Source organism: Vibrio harveyi (assembly GCF_030060435.1).
GTDB lineage: Bacteria > Pseudomonadota > Gammaproteobacteria > Enterobacterales > Vibrionaceae > Vibrio > Vibrio harveyi.
Genome location: NZ_CP125876.1, coordinates 1,691,763 through 1,716,489, shown reverse-complemented (window position 1 = coordinate 1,716,489; position 24,727 = coordinate 1,691,763). Strand labels below are relative to the sequence as shown.

Sequence of the window (24,727 nt, the reverse complement as noted above, 5' to 3'; positions counted from 1 at the left end):
ACATCAATGTACGGACATTATGCTTGGTTGAAGAAAAGCACCAAGCTTCCCCCCTTGAATGCACTACCATAGTTCAGGCTCATCCCCACACCGATGTTAACGACAAACGGAATTTTGACTGGAGGAGTCATCAACCAGCCCATACTTGCTTCGTAGTAGTGGTCTGTGTTTAACGGCTTTTTCGTGTCTCCACCAATGTCTACACGATTAAAACTGGTATAAAACGATTGGACCATATTTTGCCAAATAGCCAACCGATGGAAGACTTTCACGCCATTGACCCAGTACCAACCTTCGGGATTAATAGCATCATCTCCCTTCCCTAGATTGATGCCAAAACCATTGAAATAGTGCGGTGAGGACCAAAAGTACCACTGTCCAAAATGACCGTAAGGGCTGTATTTTACAGTCGCGTTAAGTTCACCAACCATAGCTACAGAGCTCGTGTTGACATAAACGCCATCAATCTGGTCTCTATAGTCTTCTAATGTATCACTCCGGTACGCATAATTATTTTGGTAATACATGACGTGTGTACCTGCCGCCGCGCTTAACGTTACATTTCGGTTGAGATACGCTTCCTGTTCGACTTCTAAGTAGCCACCAAAAGTCAACTCATCCATTTCGTCGGGTGTACTCGACTCAAATGCGGATATTTTTTGTTGAGCAGACAGTAAATACCCCCTTCCATTTACCTTAGTTTGATAAGGAGAATAACGATAATGGTTAACGGGAACACTGAATGGCAAAGACATCACAGAGACTTTTTTTCGTAAATCGACGGATTCACTGTCACCCAACAATTCATCATCAAGGTTAAGGAACTCATTAGGGTCGAAGTTTGAAAATCCAAACGTGAAAACGTCACTGTCAGAAAGCACAATGCTGGATGCAAAGTTATAATCGAACTCTTTTTGAAGTTGTTTTTGAACCGTACCGGAATAAGAAGAAGTAGAGGCGAAAACCATCGCCAGACAAGCCAACTTACGCATAACTCTTATGTGTTTGCTATCGCCGTTCCATGACTTGGTTTATGTGCTTATGTTCCTATTAAGCAAAATGGGGCGCGATTTTGGCTTGGAGAAGAAATAAATGCAAATGTTTTCTTTATGCCTAGGAGCGGTTGCGTTTTCAAGCGGTTTTATGCTGGTTTATTAAGCAGTATTTGTTTGGAAGGCTAAACGACACAGTCCTTGCCTCGCCTAAAATAATTTTGACTAGGCGTCCCTCATCCGAACAAAATTCAACCGCGAGAGATACACTGACTCTACTCTTGATTAAAGAACAAAACCAAACTGCCACCTTTGAGTGCGCTGCCGTAGTTGATCGTCAGACCTAGTCCGACATTGTCAATCCAATCGGATTTGAATGGCGGTGTCATCAACCAGCCGACGCTTGCTTCATAATAGTGTGAAGTATTCATCGGTTTACTGGTATCACCACCTACGTCTACTCGATTGAAGCTTGTATAAACAGACTGAACCGTGCGACCTACCTTAGTAAAATCATAGAAAAGCTTTACGCCATTGACCCAGTACCAGCCCTCAGGGTTACCCACATCGCCATTATTACCTTCGCCCCAGCCTGCACCGTAAAAATAATGCGGCGAAGACCAAACGTACCATTTCCCCCACTTTTCATTTTCTAAGTATTTGAGCTCAGCATTAACTTCACCAACCAATGCCCACGCATCGGTATTGAGGTAAATGCCTTCTAGATAGGGCTTCAAGTTATCGAGAGCATCGCTACGGTAATCATAGTCGTTGCGATAATACATAAAATGGGCACCTGCTGCGGTACTTAGCGTGAGGTGTTCAGAGAGAGTGTCTTGACGTTGGAGTTCATTGTACGCGCCAAGAATCAATTCTTTGTTTCGGTCAGGTCTTTTATCATCGTTTACCGTGACATCTTGATCAATACTGAGTGCGTACAACCTGCCTTTTAAGTTGTATCGAGCCTTCGTTTGTTCTTTGTCAGTCAGTGAAAGGTGATAAGGTAGCGTCGAAATTGCGACCTGTTTTCTCAAATCAATCGAATCTTGGGTACCAATATCCTCATTGTCGATATTTAGGTATTTGTTTGGGTCAAAATCGTGAAATCCTAACGTAAACACATCACTATCGGATAAGACGATGCCAATTGCGAAATTACGCTCAAACTCTTTTTGTAAGGTTTGCTGTACTTGCGCTGAATTTGCAAAAGTAATAGTCGAAATAAGTGACAGTGTCACCAGTGTGTATCTCATTCTATCGTATTGATTTAACTTGCATTTACTACAGTATAAGTATTGCGACCTAGCGACTTTGATGTGTAAAGTGCTCTATCTGCAGTCGCATATAATTCAGCGACATTATCCTTACCTGTTGGCTGAAATGCAAACACACCCTGTGACACTGTCACTCTATTTGCAACGCTAGAGTATGCATGTGGGTAATCTAAGAAGTACATCGCTTCTTGGATTCGCTCCGCCTCTCTTTCTGCGGTCTGGGCGTCTGTACTATTCAGTAAAATGACAAACTCTTCACCGCCGTAACGACCTACATATTCTCCTGAACGGCAGAATGTCGCTTTGAGTTGGTTTGCGATTGCTTGTAAGCATCGATCCCCTTCTATATGACCGTAGTTGTCATTAAATGGCTTAAAGAAGTCTACATCGAGAAGAATTAACGCCATCGGTATATGATGGCGACCATGCCACGCGATCATGGTTTCAAGTTTATGATCGATATAGCGTCGATTATACAGCTTTGTTAAACCATCTTCGTTCGCCTGTTGCTGCAGACGCGAATTCATTTCTTCAAGTTGCGCGGTTGCTTGCTTCAATTCACGACGCATGTGGGCAATACGCTGCATTGCCATTAGTTTAGAATTGAGCACCAATTTGTCGACCGGCTTTATCAAATAGTCATCACCGCCCGCCTCTATCGCTTTCGCGATCATTTCTGGCTCTTCATGGCTACTTAAGAAGATAATAGGAATCCAATCCGGGAAGGTTTCTCTGATATGAAGCGATACTTCGAAGCCATTCATGTCGGGCATCGCAATGTCGAGCAATACGAGCTCTGGGTCGAAGCTTTCATAGGTATTGAGTGCTTCCAGCCCGCTTCCAACGGCTTTAACTATATGACCTTGTTGTTTTAATCGGATAGCCAACTGCATTCGGTCTAGTTGAACATCATCAACTAACAGAATGCGCATCGATGTCCCTGTCGGTTGCATAGCGCGTTCCATTCTTTTATCAGTCTTTATTAAACATATATCATACTCACAGACTTGTTGCATTACGCGACAAATTTAGTGCTATATTTTTTTGTTGAACGGTCACGTAATCAAATAGTTCTTATGGTAGCTATTTGATGCATTTGGTATTAATATTCCCGCCTTTTGTAACGAGAGCCACTGTAATCTGGTTACACTATGCACTAAAAGTAATGTGCGCACTTATGTACTAACAGGACTTACCATGTCAGAAGCAACTAACAACGAAAGTAAAAAAATCGATCTAGAAACTATTTCTCCAGAACTGCGCAAAGTTATCGAGTTTGACGAAGTTCCTGAGCAAATGTTCGAGATGGTTACCTCTATCCATGAAGTGTCTGAAGAAGCTGTTCGTGCATCTTGGGATGAAATGCCAGCGAGTGCACAAAACATTCTGGACAACTTCGAGCAATTCCACGCTCTAGTATCTGTTGGTCAAGCTTTTGCTGGCCTAAATGTAATGGAAGAATTCCCGACACTAAATCTGCCAGAAAACATGACAGATGAAGACAAAGAAGACTACCGTGCTCAACTGCTAGACAATGTTCTACACAACTGCGTGAAAGACATGGTTAAGCAACTTAAGAAAGCACGTCGCGATCCTCTTCTTAAACGTGAATTCAAAGAAGTATTCGTGAAGTAATTACGAAACTCTTCAAAATAAAGGCCGCATCTGCGGCCTTTTGTGTATTTGAGGTTCTGGTAATCAGTGATGAGCTAACGCAATATCTCGTTGTGTAACACTTACGCCTTTTATCTGAGCGTAGACGGCATCGCCGACTTTTAGGTTCAAATCGTCCAATGCCCATGGCGTAATCGTTGCCCACAAATGGCACTCTTCATCTAGTTTGAGCGAAACGGTAATACTTTGCTTGTCTTCACCTGTATTCAGCTCTTCTATGGAAGCGACTGTTGCTGCCAATACGTTACGAATAGAGGTGCCAACAGGTTTCTCTAATGCAATAGAAACATCGTTCGCACGCACTTGAAGACGAATTGGCGTATCAGGTTCACCATCCACCTTTTGAACCCACAAACAAGCACATGGCGCGAGTTTTACACACGTCAATGCGTACTTATCATGATGCGTTGCGATCTTTCCTTCAAACAAACTACTGTGGTCTGAAAACGACTGCCAAGGGCGCATGGCATGAGATGCCCACACATCTTCTAACTTGCCAGACGTCATGATTCGACCCTTGTCTAGAATCGACAGGTGCTGCGCTAAACGTAAGATTTCTTGCAAGCTATGCGTAACGTATACGATTGGAATATTGACTTGCTCAGACAGCTCTTCCAAAAATGGCATTACTTCACGCTTACGCGGCATATCTAGAGACGCCAAAGGTTCATCCATCAAAAGTAGATTAGGCTTGGAAAGAAGCGCTCTTGCAATAGCGACACGTTGCTTTTCACCACCGGATAAAGAGATTGGAAAGCGTTTCAGTAGCGGCTTAATAGCGAGCAGTTCTGTCACCTTATCAAAATAATCTTCGTCTTTTTCGACGACACCGTAGAGTAAATTGCCTTTCACGGAGTAATGCGGGAATAAACGCGAGTCTTGGAAGACATAACCGATTCTGCGTTTATGCGTGGGTAAATCAATGCCTACATCGCTATCGAAAAGAACATGTTCCCCAATGGACACTTTGCCTTGTTGGGGTGTGACCAATCCGCTAATCACATTGATTAACGTTGTTTTTCCTGCTCCTGAGCGACCAAATAAGGCACTTATTCCGTTACCCGGTAACGTCAGATCAATGTCAAAGTCAGTTTCGCCAAGTAATTGTTTAAATTGAATTTTGATACTCATCGCTTAGCTCCCAGACGTGAAGCCGCTTTACGATTTAACCATTCAGAGATCATTAAGGTCGACAGTGCTAAAGCAATGGAAATAACGCACAAACGAGCAGCTTCTATCTCTGCTCCTGGCGTTTCTATGAAGTTGTACATCGCCAAAGGAATGGTTTGGGTTTCGCCTGGTATGTTAGAAACAAAGCTGATTGTGGCACCAAATTCACCAAGGCTACGGGCAAAAGACAACATCGTTCCGGTAATAATTCCAGGAATGGTTAAAGGCAATGTGATCGTAAAAAACACCTTCAAAGGTGATGCGCCTAACGTCGATGCGGCATGTTCAAGTTTCGGGTCAACATTATCTAAACTCAGACGGACGGAACGCACCATCAAAGGTAGAGCTACAACAACACAAGCAACCACCGCTCCCTTCCAGTTGAAGCTGAATACCAAACCAAAATGTTCATATAGCCAATTCCCCAAAAAGCCTTGACGACCAAGCGAGATCAGCAATAGATAACCAATTACCACTGGCGGTAAAACCAATGGCAGATGGATCAAGCTGTCTAGAATAGACTTCCCGATAAACTCTTTTCGTGAAAGTAACCAAGCAAGAGCAATTCCCAAAGGAATCAACCATAGGACAGCATATGCTCCAACTTTAAGGCTCAGTATTAAGGCTTGGTATTCAAGTTCTGTCACTCTGTGCCCTTTTTATTGAAAACCGTATTGTGCAAACACTTTTTTAGCATCGTCCGATTTCAAATATTCGAAGAATTGCTCGGATTGCGTAGAGTCTTTAACAATCGCTGCTGGGTAAATGATGTCCGCGTGAGTGTCATTTGCAAACTCGCCCACCACTTTTACTTTATCTGTTAAAAGTGCGTCCGTCTTATACACCACACCCAATGGGGCTTCGCCACGTTCAACAAGCGCTAAAGCTAAACGAACGTTCTTTGCAGGTGCAATTTGGCGTTCTAGTTTCTTCCAAACACCAAGGTTGGTGAGCGATTCTTTCGCGTACATACCAGCAGGAACAGATACAGGGTTACCTAAAGCGAGACGATTACCTTCTAATGCTTGGTTCCATGCATTTGCATCTGAAAAATCAAAAGGCTCGATTGTTGAGGCTTTTGGTGCAATCAAAACTAGGCTATTTCGCACTAAATTAGTGACACTGTCATTTTTCACTGCTTTTGATTTTACTAAGTAATCCATCCACTTAGTGTTTGCCGAGATAAAAATATCTGCAGGTGCGCCGTTTAAAATCTGGCGAGCGATAGACGAAGAACCCCCATAAACAGGCGTGACCGTTAGGTCATACTTTGTCTCGAATTGTTGTGCAATATCGTTGACCGCGTTGGTCATTGACGAAGCTGCGTAAACTTTTAATTCAGTTGCTGCGTTTGCTGCTGATGAAACGCTCAATATTGCCACTAGGCAAGCATGTATTTTCCATGCTTTCATAAAAACACTCCGGTTCTAGGCAGGCAGAAGTTGAAACTGTGGAGCTATCTGTCCACTTTTATTTGTGCTTCAAACAGTTAAAAACTGGTTTTATTTGAACAGAAAGTCAAGATTCATATGTTGTTCTATCGCATCCGCAATGCGATTAATGCCCTGTTCTTTTAACTCTTCAAAGTCTTGTTGTTTGATTTGAGTGCCGTTTACCCACTCTGAAACCAAGCTCAACACGTCTGCCTCATCGAAGAACCCGTGTAGGTAAGTTCCCATAATTTGGCCACATTCACTCAGCGATCCTTCTGCCTCCCCTGAATTTAACTTGAGAGGTTGAGCGCTCTTAACTTCAGTTCGACCAACGTGAATCTCATAGCCTTTCACGTCTGCTGTCTTACCGTTTAGGCAAAGCTGCGCTTGTGTATGCGTTAACTGTTTACTGTCGGTTAGAGTTGTAGTGATGTCTAACAAACCAAGACCTTCACTACGACCAGGCTGCCCCTCTACGCCATTTGGGTCGTCAATTACGTTGCCAAGCATCTGGTAACCACCACAAATGCCAATGACTTTGCCACCCAGACGGATGTGACGTTGAATGTCTTTATCCCAGCCTTGGCTACGTAGATAATCCAAATCGTCTCGAACTGACTTAGTACCCGGCAAGATCACGAGGTCGGCTTTGTCGATCTTTTCGCCCTTGCCAACGTAGCGAAGGTTAATGTCTGGATTAAGACGCAACACATCAAAATCGGTGTGATTACTAATGCGGGTTAATACTGGTACCACAACATTGAGTTTCACTTGTGAAGACAGCTCTTGCTGTGCCGTAATGGCATCTTCTGCTTCGAGGTTTAGCCCGTGAAGATACGGCAATACACCCAGTACAGGCTTGCCCGTTCTCTCTTCTAACCAATCCAGACCAGATTCAAGCAAGCTGATGTCGCCACGGAAGCGATTAACCACAAAGCCTTTGACGCGAGCTTGTTCAGATTTGGATAGTAACGCTAGCGTCCCATACAGATGGGCAAACACACCACCACGGTCGATATCCGCGATAATAATAACGGGTACGTCGGCTTCTTCTGCAAAGCCCATGTTGGCGATGTCATTTTCTCTTAAGTTAATCTCTGCCGGACTGCCTGCTCCTTCAATCATGACGGATTGGTATTCATCCACCAGTTTTGAAAATGAGTCCAATACGGTTCCCATTGCCACTTTTTTGTAATCATGAAATCCGACAGCATCCATGTTCGACAAAGCTTTACCTTGTAAGATGATCTGTGCACCTGTATCGCTGTTCGGTTTGATTAGCACTGGGTTCATGTGAACGGTTGGTTCGACATTACACGCTTGCGCTTGCACTGCTTGAGCACGCCCAATCTCCCCACCATCTTTGGTTACTGCACTATTTAAGGCCATGTTCTGCGGCTTGAATGGGGCAACCTTTATCCCTCTACGGGCTAGTACACGGCATAAACCTGCCACAAGGACGCTTTTTCCGGCATCAGAAGTCGTGCCTTGTACCATTAATGAAGGGATTGGTGATTTCATGAACGTTTAATAAGAGAAAAAAGAAGGTGAACAATCATAACGTTATCTCAGTATCGGACTCAAGAAAATGAATCGAATATGAATGTTCGAATCAGTAATGGTTCAAATACGGTTTGTTTTAATAGCACCATCAAAAACGAACACCTATATAGAGAAACCAAATTATGAAAAATACTGTAATCGCTACTATCGCTGCACTTGCTATCGCTCCTACTGTTGCAATGGCTAAAGACCACAACCACGGTCAATCAAGCATCCAATTTAATGGACCTGTAACGGTAGAAAAGGTGGATGCGTTGATCAAAGACTCAAGCATGTTTACGGAGAAAGACGTTGTCGTAGAAGGCAATCTACTACGTCAAACTCGTGCTGACCAATTTATCTTCAGCGATGGCTCTGGCGAAATCATGGTTGAATTGGATGATGATATTCGACTAACAACTCCTATTGACCAAACCACAAAAGTACGTCTATTCGGTGAGTTTGAAGGCGGAAGCAAACCGGAAATCGAAGTCGAACATTTAGTTGTGATGTAGTTCTGCCCGTTCAACGCCAATTTGGGCAATAAAACATTGATCATGCGCACTTTGTCCTAGTGCATAGGGTGACGGGAAACACCTATAATGATATTTTGTAAATCTTGGTTTGCATTTTGCAGACCTTTTTTTCGTTCGTATTATTTTTTGCCGGAGACACCCATGCTAGGTAAAGCTCTAAAGGTAGCAACCTTTGGTTTGTGCGCTGTTTTGCCACTTGCCGCACACGCTAACAATTTCAATTACAACATGATGGAATTCCGCATGGGTACAAGCCCAGGCACGTTTGGCGGCGAAGTCACAACATACTTTACAGAAAACACGCATTTTATTGGACGCGCAGACAGTGAGTTCAGTGGTGACTGGGACATCGCCGGTGGTATTGGCTTTAATGGTCCGGCAGGTCAGTTTGCTGATATCTATGGTCAAATGCTGGTTCACAACATTAAAAAAGACAGTGGTGATCTTGTCGGTGACGAATGGAAGACCGAAGTTAACATCGGTACTCGCGTTTGGTTTATGCAGAACATCGAATTGCACGGTCGAATTGGCCAATTAATCGATAATGATGATTCAAAAACGATTTACAACCTTGGCGCAAGGTTCCATTCGACTCAACAGTTATCTTTAGGTGCTGATTTGAAAGATAACGGTACTTACGGTCAACAACTTGTGTTGTCAGCGCGTTTCGCTTACTAACTTCTACAGGTTAACCAAGCGAACTAAAACTCGGTTAACTGATTGAAAAAATTAAAAAAGCCTCTCAGTTGAGAGGCTTTTTTTTGTTTCAGTTTCCAAACGATGAACTACTTACCGCTTGGTTTGTTTTGAACGTATTTTTTTGATACATCCACAACAGCGACATCTCGGAAAAAGCTACGTCCTAAGAGCATCGGAAACTTCATATGTCCACGCTCTGTTAGAGTAAACTCGGTTTGCTCTTTTAGGTCGCCTACCTGGATGTAAGCAACAACAACTGGACGTTTATCAACACCTTCCGAAGAAGACTGACGTATCTTTGCCCAACGCTCTACTGGAAGTTTAAATTCTTTACTTGCTTTACCATTGATATCGATTTTGAACTGAACCCAATCTTTACCATCACGCTCGAACGGAACCACTTCGGTTGCGCTGATAGAAGACGTTGTTGCTCCTGTATCAATGCGAGCTTTAAATGTGCGGTCAATCGCTGGTACGTAAACCCATTCTTCTGCACCAAGGACCAGCATGCCATCAGGCGTTTTTTGAACCTTAGCTGGCTTTTCTGGTTTTGGCTCCGGCTTTTTCTCAGGTTTTGTTTCCGGTTTTTGCTCCGGTTTCACCTCAGGTTTTGGCTCGATTTCAGGTTTTACGTCCGGCTTCTCTACCGGTTGCTCCACAACTGGCGTTTCTGGCTCAGCAGGCTCAGTGGTTGTCGGTGTAGATGTACAAGCAATAAGACCGCCGCTCATCATTAGCGGCAGAATCAGTTTCCAGTTCTTCATTAACTCTCCCAATTAACGTTGAGATACTTTTTGGATCGCGTCAGCAACGTAAGGAATATGAGTTTCGGTCAAACCAGCGATGTTAATACGACCATCACCGACACCATAAATGCCATAATCTTCACGCAGTTGCGCCATTTGGTTTTCACTAAAGCCTAGCACAGTAAACATGCCTTTGTGGCTCTCGATGAAATCAAATTGATCTGTATTATGGTTGTTTCTCAATTCGTTACACAAAGTTTGACGAAGATTCAGCAAGCGTTGCTGCATTTCGTTCAATTCTTGTTTCCAAACTGAAGTAAGGTTGGCATCTTGAAGAATGGTTTTCACCAATGCTGCACCGTGATCTGGCGGCATAGTGTAAGTTGAACGTGCTAACGTCAGAAGCTTACCTTTTGCATTCGCCACGTCTTGCGTGTTTTTACCGATCACAATCGCAGCACCAGTACGTTCGCGGTAAAGGCCAAAGTTCTTCGAACATGAAGTCGTGATCAGCATTTCTTCAACGTTGTCAGCCATAAAACGAAGACCTTTTGCGTCTTCTTCTAGACCGTCACCAAAACCTTGGTAAGCAATATCTACAAACGGAGTAAAACCGTTCTTTTGCGAAAGCTCTGTAATCGCTTGCCATGCAGAAAAATCAATATCTGCACCCGTTGGGTTGTGGCAACAGCCATGCAGAAGCACGACGTCAGAAGGACCTGCTTTAGATAGGTCTTCTAGCATTTTCGCCGTATCAACTTGTTTCGTTTCTGGTGAGAAGTAATGGTAGAACTTCACCTTAAGTCCAGCCGCTTCCATCACTGGCTTGTGGTTTACGTAGCTTGGGTTTGAAATCCAAACCGTCGTATCTGGTTGTGCAACCTTCATTAGGTCACCCAGCATACGCAACGCACCGCTTGCACCGGGCGTTTGAATCGCTGCCACACGATCTGTTGCTGACGTACCCGTCAGAAGTAGATCGATCATGCTTTGGTTGAATTCTTCACAGCCTGCAAGCCCAACGTAGGATTTGGTCTTTTGGTTTCCGACAACCACTTCTTGTGCCATTTGAATGGCTTTCATGATTGGCGTTTCACCAGTGCTGTTTTTGTACACGCCAATACCAAGGTCAACCTTGTTTGGACGTTCATCGCCGCGGTATGCGACGGAAAGAGATAAAATAGGATCTAATACGGGAGTTGGTAGATTAGAAAACATGAAAGTCATAACCCTTTGAAATTCAAGTATCGAACCTCACGGTAACACTTTCGTTAACAATGGCGAAATGATTTTTTACTCATTTCGCCAATTAGAGTACAAAATTCTGGTGCCTAGGTAATTTTATGAACTCAATCGGTCATAAAAAGAACGATTCACTCATTGAAGTTTGAATCTAGCTTACCGTTTTTCCTAAATTCGCGCGGAGTCATGTTGGACCAAGCTTTAAATCGTGTACTGAAGTTTGCGCCTGTTGGGTACCCTACTATTTCACCGATGTGCTGAATTGACCACTCTGTTGAGCGCAACAAACGCGCGGCATATTCCATTCTCATACGAGTTAAGTGTGCCATTGGGCTTCGCCCAAACTGTTGCTGGGTCAAACGATGCAAGTGGGGTTCAGAACATGGGTACAGGGCTGCAAGTTGTTCTACCGTCCATTCTTTATGGAGTTGTCTCTGAACCAAATCGAATACGCGGCGCAACTTTAACTGGTTGCGTGATATGGAATCTGAGTGCGGCATATTCAGCATGAGCTCTAACTGGGCAACACTGTGTGCACCGACTTCACCGCCGTAATCGATAGGTAGATTGATACTTCGCAATAGAGTCTGAATACAGAAATACATCACTTCTGGCGCTGGTGTAAGTTGATACTCAATCTCATCATTCACCATCGACCATTCTTTGTCTTGTGAGAGAAACACCCATGCGATTTGCCACGTTTCGTCTTCCATTCCAAAGCCATTTTCAATACCTGCTGGCACGATCACCAACGATCCGGGCTCCAGTTCATAACGACAGGCTCCGCTCTCTAACCAGCCTTTGCCACGAACCGTGTACAACAACATGTGTTTCTTCTGGTTTTTGCGATAAACGGAAAAGAACTCTCGACAAGTAGCAATTCCACATTGGACGATGCCTCTTTCTTCAAGAGCAAGCACGCGAGTGTGGTCGATGAACTCTTGATAGGTCTTTTCTGAAATGGTGTAACGTTCTTGCTTCTCTTCCATGATTCGATGGCTCACAAATGCACTCACGGCAAACGTGTTCTATCAAACCACCGATAAACACTGGATAGTTTGACAAAACTTTTGGATGTCTTCGAAAAATACACCGCCAAATCATACGGATAAACTACTCGCATTGTTCTTAGAGGAGAAATGCGATGCTCTTAACACGTCAATACATAGACAAAGCATTTTGGAAAAAACTGATTGCGATCGGCGTTCCTGTATCGCTCCAATCCATGCTGTTTTCACTGCTCGGCGCGGTGGACATTTTTATGGTGAGTCAGTTAGGTGAATCAGCAACAGCGGCGGTTGGCGTTGGTAACCGAATCTTTTTCTTTAATCTCGCCGTGGTGTTTGGATTGTGTGGTGCAGTAACGGTTTTAGCCTCTCAATACTATGGCTCTGGAAACCTCTCTGGCATACGCAGAACGCTCGCCCAATCTTGGTTTATTTCGCTAGTGGTGACTCTGCCATTCATCTGGCTCTATATGGTTTATGACAAAGAGATCGTCTCTTTTATGGCGGACGATCCTGAGTATGTTGGTTATGCGAGAGAATACTTAGTCGTCACAGGTTTGAGTTTGATAGGCACAGCAGTTGTTGTTCCTATTGAATCAGTGTTGAGGTCCGTCGGTGAGGCAAAGATGCCAACTTACGTCAGTATTGCCGCTATCGTTGTGAATGTCTTCCTCAATGCCGTTTTGATCTTTGGCTTGCTAGGATTTCCACAATGGGGAGTATTTGGGGCTGCAGTCGGTACTTTTATCTCACGCTTTTTCCAAACTGCGGTGCTGGTTTATTTCTTTTGTCGCCGATATTCACATCTGCTTCCTACTCGCTCAGATTGGCTTGAAGGCACAGTAAAGAAGTACCGAAACAAATATTTCAAAGTTTCTATGCCAATGCTGATCCACGATGCGTTGTGGACTGGCGGTTTGATTGTCTACAGCATCATTTATGGTCAGTTGGGCGTAACAGAACTGGCGATTATCTCGTTCCTATCACCAATTGAAGGCGTATTGATTTCAACCTTTATGGGATTTGCTGTCGCAGCCTCTGTACTTCTGGGTAATGACATTGGTGCTCAAGAATATGACCGTGTAGAGAAAACCGCTTGGTGGTATGTATTAACGAGCGCAGTGTTGGCAACCATTTTGTTCTTTGCCGTATGGATTTGTTCACCTTTGATTTTGAATTTGTTAGAGATGAGCCCGCTCACAGACAAACAAATGGCGTTAAATGTATGTTTGGTACTCGCATTAGGCATGATACTGCGAGTGTTTAATATGGTTGGTATCGGAGGCGTATTAAAGAGCGGCGCTGATATTCGCTATAGCATCTTCATTGACACGTTTGGTCAATGGGCGATTGGTATTCCACTTACCTACTACACTGGGATGGTGTTAGGTTTACCACTGCATTGGGTGTTGATGTCCCTACTGGTCGAAGAATTAGTAAAAGGCATTCTAACGACTCACCGAATTCAGTCTAAGCGATGGATTAATAACATGGTTGATGATGACACTAGTGTGACAGCGTAACTGCATCGTTATGCTATAGTTGTTGAGTTGAGCTCAAAACAGAACGACTTCATCAATCAAAGCTTAAAAAGAACTCACACCAAAAGGGCACATTCGAAATATCCGAATGTGCCCTTTTTATGTTTGGCTTTTCTTGAGTTGGAACGCTTAAAGCTCAGTAAATCGATGGATAATTTGATTCGAGCTGCCTCGCCATTCTAGGTTGAGGTCTCGTTTATCTTGCTCGTATTTGCCATCGATTAATGTGTCGATGTATTGCGTCACTTCGCGCTGCTCATCGTCTAGCTCTTCAAGCGTGTAACCTGTCCAAACCCAAATATCTTTGCCTGGGCACTCTTCTCTTACGCGTTTTACAAGCTTAAGAATATGCGGCACGTTCGCTGGATGCAAAGGATCACCACCAGACAGAGATAAACCACGACGTTTGATGCGCGTGTCGTTTAGGTCTGCAATGATTTTGTCTTCTGCTTCTTGCGTGAAAAACACACCAGAATCCAAGCGTTGCGTCGACTGGTTATAACAGCCACGGCACTGGTGTACACAGCCCGACACAAACAGCGTGCAGCGTGTACCTGGTCCGTTAACAACGTCAATTGGATAGTATTGGTGGTAGTTCATAATCGTGCCTTGTTTTGCTGGCTAGAAAAGAAAATCAACCCACGACAGGTTGATTTTCATTATTGGGTTCGAGCTTAAGTAAACCTTACAGGTGCTTAACTCGACGCTTCACTTCTTCTTGCTTACCGAAGTTAAACGGACGCGCATCTGGGCTGCCTAGGTAGCCACAAACACGGCGTGTCACTGACACTTTGGTTGAATCGTGGTTGCCACAGCTTGGGCAAGTGAAGCCTTTACTTGTACAGTCAAACTCACCGTTGTAGCCACACTCGTAACACTCATCAATTGGCGTGTTTGTACCGTAGTAAGGTACGCGGGTGTAACTGTAGTCCCATACGTTTTCTAGTGCTTCAACGTTACGTTGCATGTTCGGGAACTCGCCGTAACAGATAAAGCCGCCGCTTGAGATTTCTGGGTAAGGCATCTCAAAGTCGATCTTGTCGTATGGGTTCACCTTCTTCTCAACATCTAGGTGGAAGCTGTTGGTGTAGTAACCTTTGTCTGTTACGCCTTCAATTACACCGAACTCTTTCGCGTCGATGCGGCAGAAACGGCTACATAGGTTTTCACTTGGCGTTGCGTATAGGCTGAAACCGTAACCAGTATCTTCTGCCCAACCGTTTACTGTGTCTTTCAGGTGCTTGATGATTGCTACTGCTTTTTCACGTAGAACAGCGTCATCATAAACGTGCGCTTCTGTACCGAATAGCGCGTTAATTGTCTCGTGTACACCGATGTAACCAAGAGAAATAGACGCACGACCGTTCTTGAAGATATCTGCGATTGAGTCGTCTGCTTTCAGGCGAACACCACACGCACCTTCCATGTAAAGGATCGGAGCAACACGTGCTTTCACGTTTTCTAGACGAGAGATACGTGTTTCTAGTGCTTTACGAGCAAGACGTAAGCGATCGTTTAGAAGCTCGTAGAATTTCTCTTCACTGCCGTTTGCACGGATAGCGATACGAGGAAGGTTCAAGCTCACTACGCCTAGGTTGTTACGACCTTCGTGAATCAGCTCGCCGTTTTCTTCGTAAGTACCAAGGAAGCTACGACAGCCCATAGGTGTTTTGAATGAACCCGTTACTTCCACTACTTTGTCGTAGTTAAGAATGTCTGGGTACATACGCTTAGACGCACACTCAAGCGCAAGTTGCTTGATGTCGTAGTTTGGATCTTCTGATTTGTGGTTCAAGCCATCTTTGATGCCGAATACCAGTTTAGGGAATACCGCTGTTTTACGGTTCTTACCTAGACCTGCAATACGGTTCTTCAGAATAGACTTCTGGATAAGGCGTGATGCCCAGCTTGTTCCAAGACCAAAACCGAACGTAACGAATGGTGTTTGACCGTTCGCTGTGTGTAGCGTGTTTACTTCGTATTCTAGAGATTGGAACGCGTCGTAACACTCTTTCTCTGTGCGCGCTTTTGCGAACTCTTCTGGCTCAGCAATGTTCCACTCTTTTGCGATCTCTAGATGTTTTTCGTAGCTTGTGATTACGTACGGTTCTAGAACTTCATCAATACGGTTGATGGTTGTGCCGCCGTAAATGTGGCTCGCTACTTGAGCAATGATCTGTGCCGTTACTGCTGTTGCAGTCGAGATTGATTTAGGAGTATCAATCTCAGCGTTACCCATTTTAAAGCCGTGCGTTAGCATGCCTTTAAGATCGATAAGCATACAGTTAAACATTGGGAAGAACGGAGCGTAATCCAAATCGTGGTAGTGAATGTCACCCACTTCGTGTGCTTGAACCACATCGCGAGGAAGGATGTGTGTCTTCGCGTAGTGTTTCGCAACGATACCAGCCAACAAGTCACGTTGAGTAGGAATCACTTTGCCGTCTTTGTTCGCGTTCTCGTTGATTAGGTCTAGGTTACTTTCTTCAATCAGACCTTCGATTTCGCGAGTTAGCGCGCTTTGCTTCTCACGAGCGATGTCGCGATCGTGGCGGTATTCAATGTAAGAACGTGCTAGGGCTTTGTAAGGACCTTGCATGAGTTCATTTTCGACTAAGTCTTGAATCTCATGGATGTGAACTTCATCGTGATCCTGAAGCTGTAACTCAACTGCCAGAGCAACATTTAGTGCATAAATGGCGACATCTTTGTCTTTGTTTTCCGCTGCAGCTTCTACTGCTGCTTGTATACGATCCCTGTTGAACGGAGCTCTTGAGCCGTCACGCTTGATTACGATTGGTTTCACTTTTTCTCCTTACCCCAGCATACTCACAGAGTTATCCACAAATACACTATATGGGGTTATTTTTTATTCTGCTGACACAATATATTGTGGCGTATTTAACGAGAAGCACCAATTGAAAACATTGATTTTGATCAATAAAAAATGGGTAGCGAACAAGAACAAATCGATCTTATTGGCGTTGATCTCACTTGCGAAGAAAACTGTGAAAATTGCAAAATTGGAGCGAAATCCACTTGCTTTTTTTCGAGGTCTTATAGGATAAAGGATGGAAAGGAATGCGCTAAATTATAGGAGTGCGATAGACCAAAATGCGATCACTTTTTGTTACGGTAATATTACTTTTTAGTTCTCTTTCATTTGCTCAAAATTCCGTCAAATTAACCAGCTGGAATATTGAATGGCTATCTATAGATGGTGGAAAAGTGTCTAGAACACCACAAGATTTTGAAAAACTGACCCACTATGTGGATAAAACACAAGTCGATATTCTCGCTTTTCAAGAAGTCGAAAGTGTCGCCGCAATCCAAAAAGCCGTTGGCAATGATTTCACTATTTATCTGTCCGATCGTTCAAACGCCTCCAACCGACACCTTCAGTTCAATGACACCAATCAATACACCGGTTTTGCGGTACGTAATGGTATGAGCGTGTTGGACAAACCAGACTTTTCTATCACACGAGGCAACAGCAAGCTCCGCTTCGCCAGCTACCTTGTCTTGAATCCAAACCAAGACAACGAGACTCACCTACTCTCTGTGCATCTAAAAGCGGGATGCAGTGGTGCGTATCGCAATAATCGCGATTGTAAGATCGTGAAACAACAAGGACAGGCACTAGCCAAATGGATAAAAGCGCGCGAGGACAACAAACAACAATATGTGGTGCTTGGCGACTTTAACCACAATTTGGGTTATCGAGGAGATTGGTTATGGGACGTGCTATCGGACAGTACCAATGCAAAGCTAGTGACCAAAAATACCAAAGCGGAATGTAAAGTGCGTTCTAATCGTAATCCGAATAAAACCCACCAATTCCGCTCTGTGATCGATCACATCATAGTAAGTGGTGATTTAAAGGCGTCGTCAGGTGTTCAAACCGTTTTTAAAACACAAGATGTGCTCGACTATAAGCTGAGTGATCATTGCCCGGTATCTACGACGCTCTCTTTTTAGCCACGAACCACTCTTTTAGCGGTGAATGACCCAACCAACATTGCCGCTATAAAGAGCAGAACTTGTACGTTGCCAGTAAAAAGGCTGGCAACCGCAGGACCAGGACACACACCCAATAAGCCCCAACCAATACCAAACAGTGCTGCACCACCAACTAGCTTTTTGTCTATCGTTTTAGAAGTCGGACAGACAATCTCATCACCAAACACAGATTTGCTTCTTGGCTTTATTAATAACAGATAAGCAGGAATGAACACCGCAAGTGCTCCGCCCATAACGAAGGCTAAGCTTGGGTCCCATGAACCGGTAATATCGAGAAAGCCGATCACTTTTGCCGGGTCTGCCATACCGGAAATGACCATACCAATGCCGAAGAGCACACCAGAAAATGCAACGATGGAAATTTGCTTAATACTTTTCATTACGTCAGTTTTCATAACGACACTATTCCTCACGATACTAGCAAGACGGTTAACATGGCTGTTGCCATAAAAGTACACGTCGCGACAACAGAACGGACAGAGAAGCGCCCCATTCCGCAAATACCATGACCACTTGTACAACCATTACCAATACGTGTACCGACTCCGACAAGCAAACCAGCAACGACAACCAAACCAAGAGAACCGCTGTACTCAGTTGGTACGTGTCCGCCAAGGGCATAAACAGCAAACACACCGCCTAATGCCATCGCAATTAAGAACACAATTCGCCAAACGCGATCTGTATTCTCAACAGCGCCATTTAAGATCCCGCTAATTCCCGCCGTCTTACCAGTGAAAAGCATCAATATCACCGCTGATGCGCCAACCATGACGCCGCCCAAAAGCGACATCCAAGGAACTTCAAACATAACAACCTCGATATAAAGTTTGAATTATTGCTTACAGAAAACTTGGTTAAACGCTTCGATCAGCGAAGCGACTCTTCCATCAGAAATCGAATAAAACACCTGCTGAGACACCTTTCGAGCTTTGATGATGTCGTGTTTTCTCAATACGGTGAGGTGTTGTGAAAAGGCTGATTGGCTTAATGTTGAGCCTTCAAACAGTTCACCGACTCCTTTTTCGCCTTCAATCAGCTTGCACATCACGATTAAGCGTTCCGGATGAGCCATAATTTTAAGTAGCTCACTCGCTTCAGTCGCGCTTTGTAGCATACTGTCGCCCATTCTTATGCCCCTTCATCAATACGTTAAGTTTTATTAGATATTACTAATTAATATTATTAAGTCAATGCTAATATAGTTAAATTAACATTAGACATAGCTAATTTGTTTAAGTAAGGTGTAGGCGTTTTCGATCATTCAGTAGGAGAAATCCATGAGCAAAATCGTGATTATTGGTGGTGTTGCTGGCGGTGCATCTGCAGCAGCTCGCGCTCGTCGTCTTAGTGAAGACGCAGAAATCATTATGTTTGAACGCGGTCCATTTGTGTCATTTGCAAACTGTGGCTTGCCGTACCACATTGGTGGCGATATCCAAGAACGCAGCAAACTGCTTCTTCAAACGCCTGAAAGCTTTTTAGCGCGTTTCAATGTTGATGTTCGTGTGATGAACGAAGTGGTTTCAATTAACCGCCAAGATAAAACGGTTACGGTTAAGAACCTACTTGATGGCTCTGAATACCAAGAGAGCTACGACTTTCTTCTACTTAGCCCTGGTGCAGGTCCAGTTGTGCCGCCTATTCCGGGTATTGATAACCCATTGACGCATTCGCTGCGTAATATCCCAGATATGGATCGCATCATTAAGACGATCGAAACCAACAAAGTGGAATACGCTACGGTCGTTGGTGGTGGTTTCATCGGTTTGGAAATGATGGAAGCCTTCCACCAGCTTGGCGTAAAAACCACATTGGTTGAAATGGCGGATCAAGTGATGACGTCCGTTGACCGAGAAATGGCCGGTTTTGCTCATGCAGAAATCCGAGAGAAAGGCGTCGACCTGCGCTTAGGCGTTGCTCTATCTTCTGTTGAATTTGTGGCGAACCAATCTGTCGCTAACATAGAAGCGGGTGAAGATGACACACACCAACACCTTCAAGGAAAACTGACGCTGTCTCTAAACAATGGTGACCAGCTTGATACCGATATCCTGATCATGGCAATTGGTGTACGCCCTGAAACAAAACTCGCGCAAGAAGCCGGTCTTCAAATTGGTGCACTAGGCGGTATTTACACCAACGAGTACATGCAGACCAGCGATCCTTCTATCTATGCCGTTGGTGATGCGGTTGAAGAGAAAGACTTTGTCACTGGCGAACAAACCCTTGTTCCGTTGGCGGGACCAGCAAACCGTCAAGGTCGTATGGCAGCAGACAACATGCTTGGTCGCCAAGAAACTTACCAAGGTACGCAAGGCACGGCGATCTGCAAGATCTTTGATTTAGCCGTCGCTTCTACTGGTAAAAACGAGAAACAGCTAAAACGTGACAACATCACTTATGAAAAAGTGTATGTCCACACAGCCAGCCACGCGAGTTACTACCCTGGCGCAGAAACTGTGTCGTTCAAAATGCTGTTTGATCCAGCAACCGGAAAGATTTTAGGTGCGCAAGCAGTAGGTAAAGACGGCGTTGACAAACGCATTGACGTAATGGCAGTTGCTCAGCGTGCTGGTATGACAGTAGAACAACTACAACACCTTGAACTCACTTACGCGCCACCGTATGGTTCAGCGAAAGATGTGATTAACCAAGCGGCTTTCGTTGCGAATAACATCATTAAAGGTGACGCAACAGCGATTCATTTTGATGAAATCGACAACCTCTCAGAGGACCAAGTTCTGCTCGATGTTCGTAATCCGGGAGAATTGGAATCTGTCGGCTTCATTGATGGCGCAATCAATATTCCTGTCGACCAACTTCGCCAACGTATGAATGAACTGCCGAAAGACAAAGAGATCGTGATTTACTGTCAGGTCGGCTTGCGCGGTAACGTCGCTTATCGTCAACTGGTCAATTCAGGATTTAAAGCACGTAACCTACTTGGTGGTTACCGTACCTATAAGTTCGCAAGAGCTTAATCTCTGATTATAAATATCTAAGTTTAGGGCTGAAAAAAAGGGGCACATTATGTGCCCCTTTCTACATTTCAGATTCGACTAATTGAATAATCTTGGTCGCTTTTTCGAAGTGATCGAGTTGATGAATTTGAATCCACCAAGTCGCCGCTTCCATCAATAACTCAGGATTGTCATTCTTATTAGCGAAAAAGGCATAAAAGGACACGCCAACATTGTCGCCTTTCTGCTCTATTTTCTTCTTACACACCTGAATGATTTTGTCTCTTAACGCGATGTTCATTGCCTTTCCCTTTCTCTTTGCGACAGCAAAATTAGCCCAAAAAATAGAATAACTGTATTTATATACAGTTATTCTTAGTAAGGCAAATAAACATAATCATCTAGATGAATATTCTCGCACGAAGACCTAATACCCAAGTGCTGCTTTTGTTCGAAAATGCTGGGTCTTTGATGTATTGAATATCCGGTGTGATTTGGATGTAGTCGTTCAACTGCATGTTGTAGTAAAGCTCGGCAGTGAACTGTTCAGAGTCATCCACACCATAAGCGTGTTCTAGGTTATCGTTAACATGGCTCCAGTTAATGGCTAAGCCTAGGTTGTTGGTTGGTTTACCTAAACCAAAGTAACCAATTCCCACCGTTAGGGAGCGATCATAAAGTGCCACATCGCCTTCCGAGAAGCCACCACGAACAAATGGCATTAATTGCTCTGTAGCAAAGTAGCTTGCTGAAAAGTTAATACCCTGCCCGCTGTCCTTATTCGTCAGGTTATGTTGCGTGTCGCCATCCAAATGCCAAGCGGTTAAATGAACGTTGTCGGTATAGATTTGGTCTTGTGACGCCGTCCAACCCAGTTCGAACGTTGTAAACAGCTTATGATCGTTGAATAAGGTGTCGAAGCCATCAAATGGTTCATCTGAAAGCCCTTTACCATCGACCACACCTGCAACCATATAGAAGTTATCAGTCAGCATGTGGCCGACAGCTAAGCCGAGAATCCCATCATCCGGTAGACCAATGGAACCACCACCAGTACTGAATGCAAGGTTACTGAATCCGGTCCACGGACTGGCTAAAGCGTATGTATCAACATAGTCAGTGGTATCTAAGAAACCCACCATGAACGAGGTTTTGCCACCATTGAGCTTTTGTTTCCAATATAGGTTAGTTAGGCGAGCACCTTGATCACTGTACGCTGGACCAATCATACCTGCATAACCTAACCCATTGCCGATGAAGCTAAACTCTTTTGGTGACAAATCACTATAAGCATGGCGGTGTTCGACTTTCCAAACCAATCCGCCCGTATTTCCAGACTCAAGACCAACCAGATTCCAGCTACCATAAAAACGAGCAACACCAGCACTTGCGGTATCTTCACCGCCACTTTGCGGGTCTGACGCCGTTAAGCCAAGCGCTTGGTAATCCAAACCAAACGTTAAGTTATGATCTTCCGCTAGTGACTCTCGCCAAGTGCGTTTTTCACGAGCATTTTCAGCAATGGTATTGTCAACCGTATCAGGGCTACCAAAGTTCGCCGCGTTAATCGATGACGCCATTACAAGTGAAAGAGCGATAAAACTAAGCTTTGGAACAGTTACTTTCATGTCTGGTTTCTCATTAAATTGATTTCTAGAAAAAGAGTTTAATGATTCAGCGTATTGAAAATTGCCATTAAGCGACAGCTCACTGCTTTTTGTATTTTCGGTGGTGTACTCTTATCGATAAGGTCGAATTGAAACCTCGTCCATCTGGTAGATGGTTTCTACGTTCGAAGCTCCGTCAGAGTATGAAACATCCGCCTTAGTCTTTTTCACATGCAGATCCCCTTTCACCCAAATTGGCTCGTAAAGAGAAGTCAGTTTCAAACCTTTCGGATAATCGACCAAAACAATCTGGTTTGCAGGTGGCGGTGGCGTATGGATGCAAGCGCCCATAGTTGGAACAAGGAAAAATTTTGTGACAACGTCATTGTTAAATTCTACCGGCGTTACAAAGCCAGGAATTTCATAAGTATCTTCAGTAAGTGTTGTGTTTGGCATTGATGCCAACATACGACGATGCTGAGTAATCTCTTCGCGCTTTTTGAACAACCATTCAATGTCTAAGTCGTCAGCCTTTAAGCTGTCTTCTAATTCCTTCATGGTTTGTTTCTGTTGCTCATTAAGATTTTGAGCATCACGGTATCTTGCAAGAGAACCAAGTTCAAAAAGTTGTTGGTCTGTGAGTTTTACAAATGGGTCTTCAATCTGAGGGACATCCACTGGCAACAATTGCTCCCAGCTTAATTGATCGGCGGATACATTTGATGAAGCCAGCAAAACTAAGCCAGCCAATAGGTACTTCTTCATACGTTCCCTTGAATAGTTCTTTGTCTTTTAGAGAAAAATTTGGGGACAATAGCGCCCCCAAATAGTCGAAAGAGTTTACTACAAGGTATTCTTGTGGATCTTGCCGTCTTTCATAATTACTTTGAATTTATCTTGGTAATCGTTAAGAATTGTGATGTCCTGCAGAGGATTCCCATCCACCAGCACTACATCAGCGTAAGCGCCCGGCTCTACAACGCCGAGTTTTCCGTATTTATATGGATTCATGCCGCCCGACCAGCTTAGTACTTCTGCGGCATTCGATGTGCCCATCTTCATGATCTCATATGGTGTAAATCCGACTTTCTCCATCCAAACCATGTTATCTGCTTGGCGCGTATTGTATGCAGGGCCAAACATATCGCCACCAGTAACAATCAACAGGTCATATTTACGCGCCCATTCAAACATTTGCTTCGCGCCTTCGTTTACTTTGGTCGCTTTGGCTTTTTGATCCGGGCTGAAGAAGGTGATCTTTTCAGGTTCAGCAAAGGCTTCAAGAGACATCACAGCTTGTGCAGAAAGTGCCACACCCTTTTCTTTCATTCGCTTAATGGTTTCTTCGGAAATTAAGAAGTTATGCTCAATCACTTTTACGCCAGCATCAATGGCACGGTTAACCGAACGATCATGATAAGCATGCGCCATAACGTAGGTACCGTAATCTTCTGCTACGCCAACAATCGCTTCCATCTCTTGTTTAGAGAATTGCGTCATGTGAATTGGATCGAACTCACTCGCAACACCACCGCCGGCCATTATTTTAATCTGCGTCGCGCCCGAACGTAAGTTCTGACGTGCAGCACGACGAGCTTCTGTCTCGCCATCGACGATATAGCCAAAGCCGTGGCGTTCAAGATCGTCAACGCGTCCTGGAACATCGTTAAAGCTACCGGTATCCGCGTGACCACCAGTTTGGCTCAAGAAGCCCCCCGCAGGAAACAATCGCGGTCCCTCAAGCAAACCATTGTTGATGGCTTTTGCGATACCAAGAATATTACAGCCTGCATCACGAGCCGTCGTAAAGCCTTGGTCGAGATACTGCATCATGGAAACATGAGCACGAGCCCCCATCGCCATTTGATCATAACCATCTCTACCAACCAACATACCTTCTTGAATACACATGTGGGAATGCATGTCGATTAAGCCAGGAATCATGGTTAAGCCTTCGCCATTAATTGTCGTTGTTTGCTTATCAGCTTTAATTGGTTTCGGTGAGATTTCCTTAATCATGTTATCCACGACTAAGACATTTTGGTTTTGAAGTAGCTTTTCATCGGTGCCATTGAAAACATCAACGTTAGTAAACAGTGTCGATGCTGCATTCGCGTTTAAGGCAAATGCACAAGATAGCGCAACAAAAGAAAGGTTCTTCTTAGAAATTGTCATTATTACACCTACGTTTTTTGGATAGTTGGGGTCCATTTCCTATAACTTCCCTGTCAGAACAGCGGTGTTATGAGGGCATCTATTTCTGTGATCACCAAAAACGACT

Annotated in this window: 25 protein-coding genes; 6 read left to right on the top strand and 19 right to left on the bottom strand. The window is 44.2% G+C overall.

Translation table 11 applies throughout. From position 1 onward, the window contains the following. Positions 1 to 17: 17 nt before the first annotated feature. From QMY49_RS24225 to QMY49_RS24215, 3 genes are all read right to left on the bottom strand, one after another. Positions 18 to 992 (bottom strand): Solitary outer membrane autotransporter beta-barrel domain, encoded by a 975-nt coding sequence (locus tag QMY49_RS24225; RefSeq protein WP_283314908.1) that lies wholly within the window; start codon positions 990 to 992, stop codon positions 18 to 20. Positions 993 to 1,267: 275 nt separating this feature from the next. Continuing rightward, on the bottom strand, positions 1,268 to 2,245 hold the full coding sequence (locus tag QMY49_RS24220) for a Solitary outer membrane autotransporter beta-barrel domain (protein ID WP_283314906.1): 978 nt from the start codon (positions 2,243 to 2,245) through the stop codon (positions 1,268 to 1,270). Positions 2,246 to 2,259: 14 nt separating this feature from the next. After that, positions 2,260 to 3,219, bottom strand: a complete 960-nt coding sequence (locus QMY49_RS24215; RefSeq protein WP_283316799.1) for a diguanylate cyclase — start codon at positions 3,217 to 3,219, stop codon at positions 2,260 to 2,262. Between the two features lie 244 nt (positions 3,220 to 3,463). Between QMY49_RS24215 and QMY49_RS24210 the strand changes: the two genes are divergently transcribed. Further along, positions 3,464 to 3,901 carry a DUF3069 domain-containing protein gene (locus tag QMY49_RS24210; protein WP_005446880.1) on the top strand — a complete coding sequence of 146 codons (438 nt, stop codon included), beginning with the start codon at positions 3,464 to 3,466 and terminating at the stop codon, positions 3,899 to 3,901. Positions 3,902 to 3,964: 63 nt separating this feature from the next. Here the strand turns inward: QMY49_RS24210 and modC are convergent, their stop codons facing one another. From modC to QMY49_RS24190, 4 genes are all read right to left on the bottom strand, one after another. Continuing rightward, complete coding sequence (modC, locus tag QMY49_RS24205; RefSeq protein WP_283314904.1) at positions 3,965 to 5,071, bottom strand: molybdenum ABC transporter ATP-binding protein ModC; 1,107 nt, start codon at positions 5,069 to 5,071, stop codon at positions 3,965 to 3,967. Next, entirely contained in the window at positions 5,068 to 5,757 is a 690-nt protein-coding gene (gene modB, locus QMY49_RS24200; protein ID WP_005446883.1) for a molybdate ABC transporter permease subunit, read from the bottom strand. Before modB ends, modC begins: the two co-directional genes overlap by 4 nt. Positions 5,758 to 5,769: 12 nt before the next feature. After that, complete coding sequence (gene modA / locus QMY49_RS24195) at positions 5,770 to 6,522, bottom strand: molybdate ABC transporter substrate-binding protein (RefSeq protein WP_283314900.1); 753 nt, start codon at positions 6,520 to 6,522, stop codon at positions 5,770 to 5,772. Positions 6,523 to 6,612: 90 nt separating this feature from the next. Beyond that, positions 6,613 to 8,064: a cobyric acid synthase gene (locus tag QMY49_RS24190; RefSeq protein WP_283314898.1), complete on the bottom strand. Its 1,452-nt coding sequence runs from the start codon at positions 8,062 to 8,064 to the stop codon at positions 6,613 to 6,615. A 164-nt stretch (positions 8,065 to 8,228) separates the two neighbouring features. On the opposite strand from QMY49_RS24190, the gene QMY49_RS24185 reads away from it, so the two are divergent. Further along, a complete protein-coding gene (locus QMY49_RS24185) occupies positions 8,229 to 8,600 on the top strand; it encodes a YgiW/YdeI family stress tolerance OB fold protein (protein ID WP_005427087.1) in 372 nt (123 codons plus the stop codon). A gap of 162 nt (positions 8,601 to 8,762) precedes the next feature. Further along, the gene (locus QMY49_RS24180) at positions 8,763 to 9,299 is read left to right on the top strand and encodes a hypothetical protein (protein ID WP_005446887.1); all 537 of its coding nucleotides are present in this window, start codon (positions 8,763 to 8,765) and stop codon (positions 9,297 to 9,299) included. Positions 9,300 to 9,406: 107 nt separating this feature from the next. On the opposite strand, the gene QMY49_RS24175 is transcribed toward QMY49_RS24180, so the two are convergent. The 3 genes from QMY49_RS24175 to QMY49_RS24165 all read right to left on the bottom strand — a co-directional run bounded on the left by QMY49_RS24175 (position 9,407) and on the right by QMY49_RS24165 (position 12,297). Then, a complete protein-coding gene (locus QMY49_RS24175) occupies positions 9,407 to 10,084 on the bottom strand; it encodes a putative ATP-dependent zinc protease (protein ID WP_283314894.1) in 678 nt (225 codons plus the stop codon). A gap of 12 nt (positions 10,085 to 10,096) precedes the next feature. Next, complete coding sequence (locus tag QMY49_RS24170; protein WP_283314892.1) at positions 10,097 to 11,284, bottom strand: amino acid aminotransferase; 1,188 nt, start codon at positions 11,282 to 11,284, stop codon at positions 10,097 to 10,099. Positions 11,285 to 11,439: 155 nt separating this feature from the next. Then, complete coding sequence (locus tag QMY49_RS24165; protein WP_009696622.1) at positions 11,440 to 12,297, bottom strand: AraC family transcriptional regulator; 858 nt, start codon at positions 12,295 to 12,297, stop codon at positions 11,440 to 11,442. Positions 12,298 to 12,452: 155 nt separating this feature from the next. Here QMY49_RS24165 and QMY49_RS24160 point away from each other — a divergent pair, with 155 nt between their 5' ends. Then, the gene (locus QMY49_RS24160) at positions 12,453 to 13,838 is read left to right on the top strand and encodes an MATE family efflux transporter (protein ID WP_283314890.1); all 1,386 of its coding nucleotides are present in this window, start codon (positions 12,453 to 12,455) and stop codon (positions 13,836 to 13,838) included. Between the two features lie 147 nt (positions 13,839 to 13,985). Here the strand turns inward: QMY49_RS24160 and nrdG are convergent, their stop codons facing one another. Continuing rightward, positions 13,986 to 14,456, bottom strand: coding sequence for an anaerobic ribonucleoside-triphosphate reductase-activating protein (gene nrdG, locus QMY49_RS24155; RefSeq protein ID WP_283314888.1), 471 nt, complete (start codon positions 14,454 to 14,456; stop codon positions 13,986 to 13,988). Positions 14,457 to 14,541: 85 nt separating this feature from the next. Continuing rightward, positions 14,542 to 16,662, bottom strand: a complete 2,121-nt coding sequence (gene nrdD / locus QMY49_RS24150; RefSeq protein WP_005427114.1) for an anaerobic ribonucleoside-triphosphate reductase — start codon at positions 16,660 to 16,662, stop codon at positions 14,542 to 14,544. Between the two features lie 308 nt (positions 16,663 to 16,970). Between nrdD and QMY49_RS24145 the strand changes: the two genes are divergently transcribed. Beyond that, entirely contained in the window at positions 16,971 to 17,834 is an 864-nt protein-coding gene (locus tag QMY49_RS24145) for an endonuclease/exonuclease/phosphatase family protein (protein WP_005446894.1), read from the top strand. Here the strand turns inward: QMY49_RS24145 and QMY49_RS24140 are convergent. The 3 genes from QMY49_RS24140 to QMY49_RS24130 are packed head-to-tail and all read right to left on the bottom strand — an operon-like array spanning position 17,831 to position 19,005. Beyond that, positions 17,831 to 18,271 carry a YeeE/YedE family protein gene (locus tag QMY49_RS24140; RefSeq protein WP_187993042.1) on the bottom strand — a complete coding sequence of 147 codons (441 nt, stop codon included), beginning with the start codon at positions 18,269 to 18,271 and terminating at the stop codon, positions 17,831 to 17,833. The genes QMY49_RS24145 and QMY49_RS24140 overlap by 4 nt on opposite strands. Positions 18,272 to 18,285: 14 nt before the next feature. Beyond that, complete coding sequence (locus QMY49_RS24135) at positions 18,286 to 18,687, bottom strand: YeeE/YedE family protein (RefSeq protein WP_045465622.1); 402 nt, start codon at positions 18,685 to 18,687, stop codon at positions 18,286 to 18,288. A 24-nt stretch (positions 18,688 to 18,711) separates the two neighbouring features. Further along, positions 18,712 to 19,005, bottom strand: coding sequence for an ArsR/SmtB family transcription factor (locus QMY49_RS24130; protein WP_283314879.1), 294 nt, complete (start codon positions 19,003 to 19,005; stop codon positions 18,712 to 18,714). 151 nt (positions 19,006 to 19,156) lie between these two features. Between QMY49_RS24130 and QMY49_RS24125 the strand changes: the two genes are divergently transcribed. Then, positions 19,157 to 20,860: an FAD-dependent oxidoreductase gene (locus tag QMY49_RS24125; protein WP_283314878.1), complete on the top strand. Its 1,704-nt coding sequence runs from the start codon at positions 19,157 to 19,159 to the stop codon at positions 20,858 to 20,860. 61 nt (positions 20,861 to 20,921) lie between these two features. Here QMY49_RS24125 and QMY49_RS24120 read toward each other — a convergent pair whose 3' ends face one another. The 4 genes from QMY49_RS24120 to QMY49_RS24105 all read right to left on the bottom strand — a co-directional run bounded on the left by QMY49_RS24120 (position 20,922) and on the right by QMY49_RS24105 (position 24,621). Next, positions 20,922 to 21,140 carry a DUF6500 family protein gene (locus QMY49_RS24120; protein ID WP_017189071.1) on the bottom strand — a complete coding sequence of 73 codons (219 nt, stop codon included), beginning with the start codon at positions 21,138 to 21,140 and terminating at the stop codon, positions 20,922 to 20,924. Between the two features lie 100 nt (positions 21,141 to 21,240). Beyond that, complete coding sequence (locus QMY49_RS24115) at positions 21,241 to 22,467, bottom strand: carbohydrate porin (RefSeq protein ID WP_283314874.1); 1,227 nt, start codon at positions 22,465 to 22,467, stop codon at positions 21,241 to 21,243. A gap of 111 nt (positions 22,468 to 22,578) precedes the next feature. Next, entirely contained in the window at positions 22,579 to 23,211 is a 633-nt protein-coding gene (locus tag QMY49_RS24110; protein ID WP_005446901.1) for a DUF3299 domain-containing protein, read from the bottom strand. A gap of 78 nt (positions 23,212 to 23,289) precedes the next feature. After that, entirely contained in the window at positions 23,290 to 24,621 is a 1,332-nt protein-coding gene (locus tag QMY49_RS24105; protein ID WP_005427103.1) for a metal-dependent hydrolase family protein, read from the bottom strand. Positions 24,622 to 24,727: the final 106 nt, after the last annotated feature.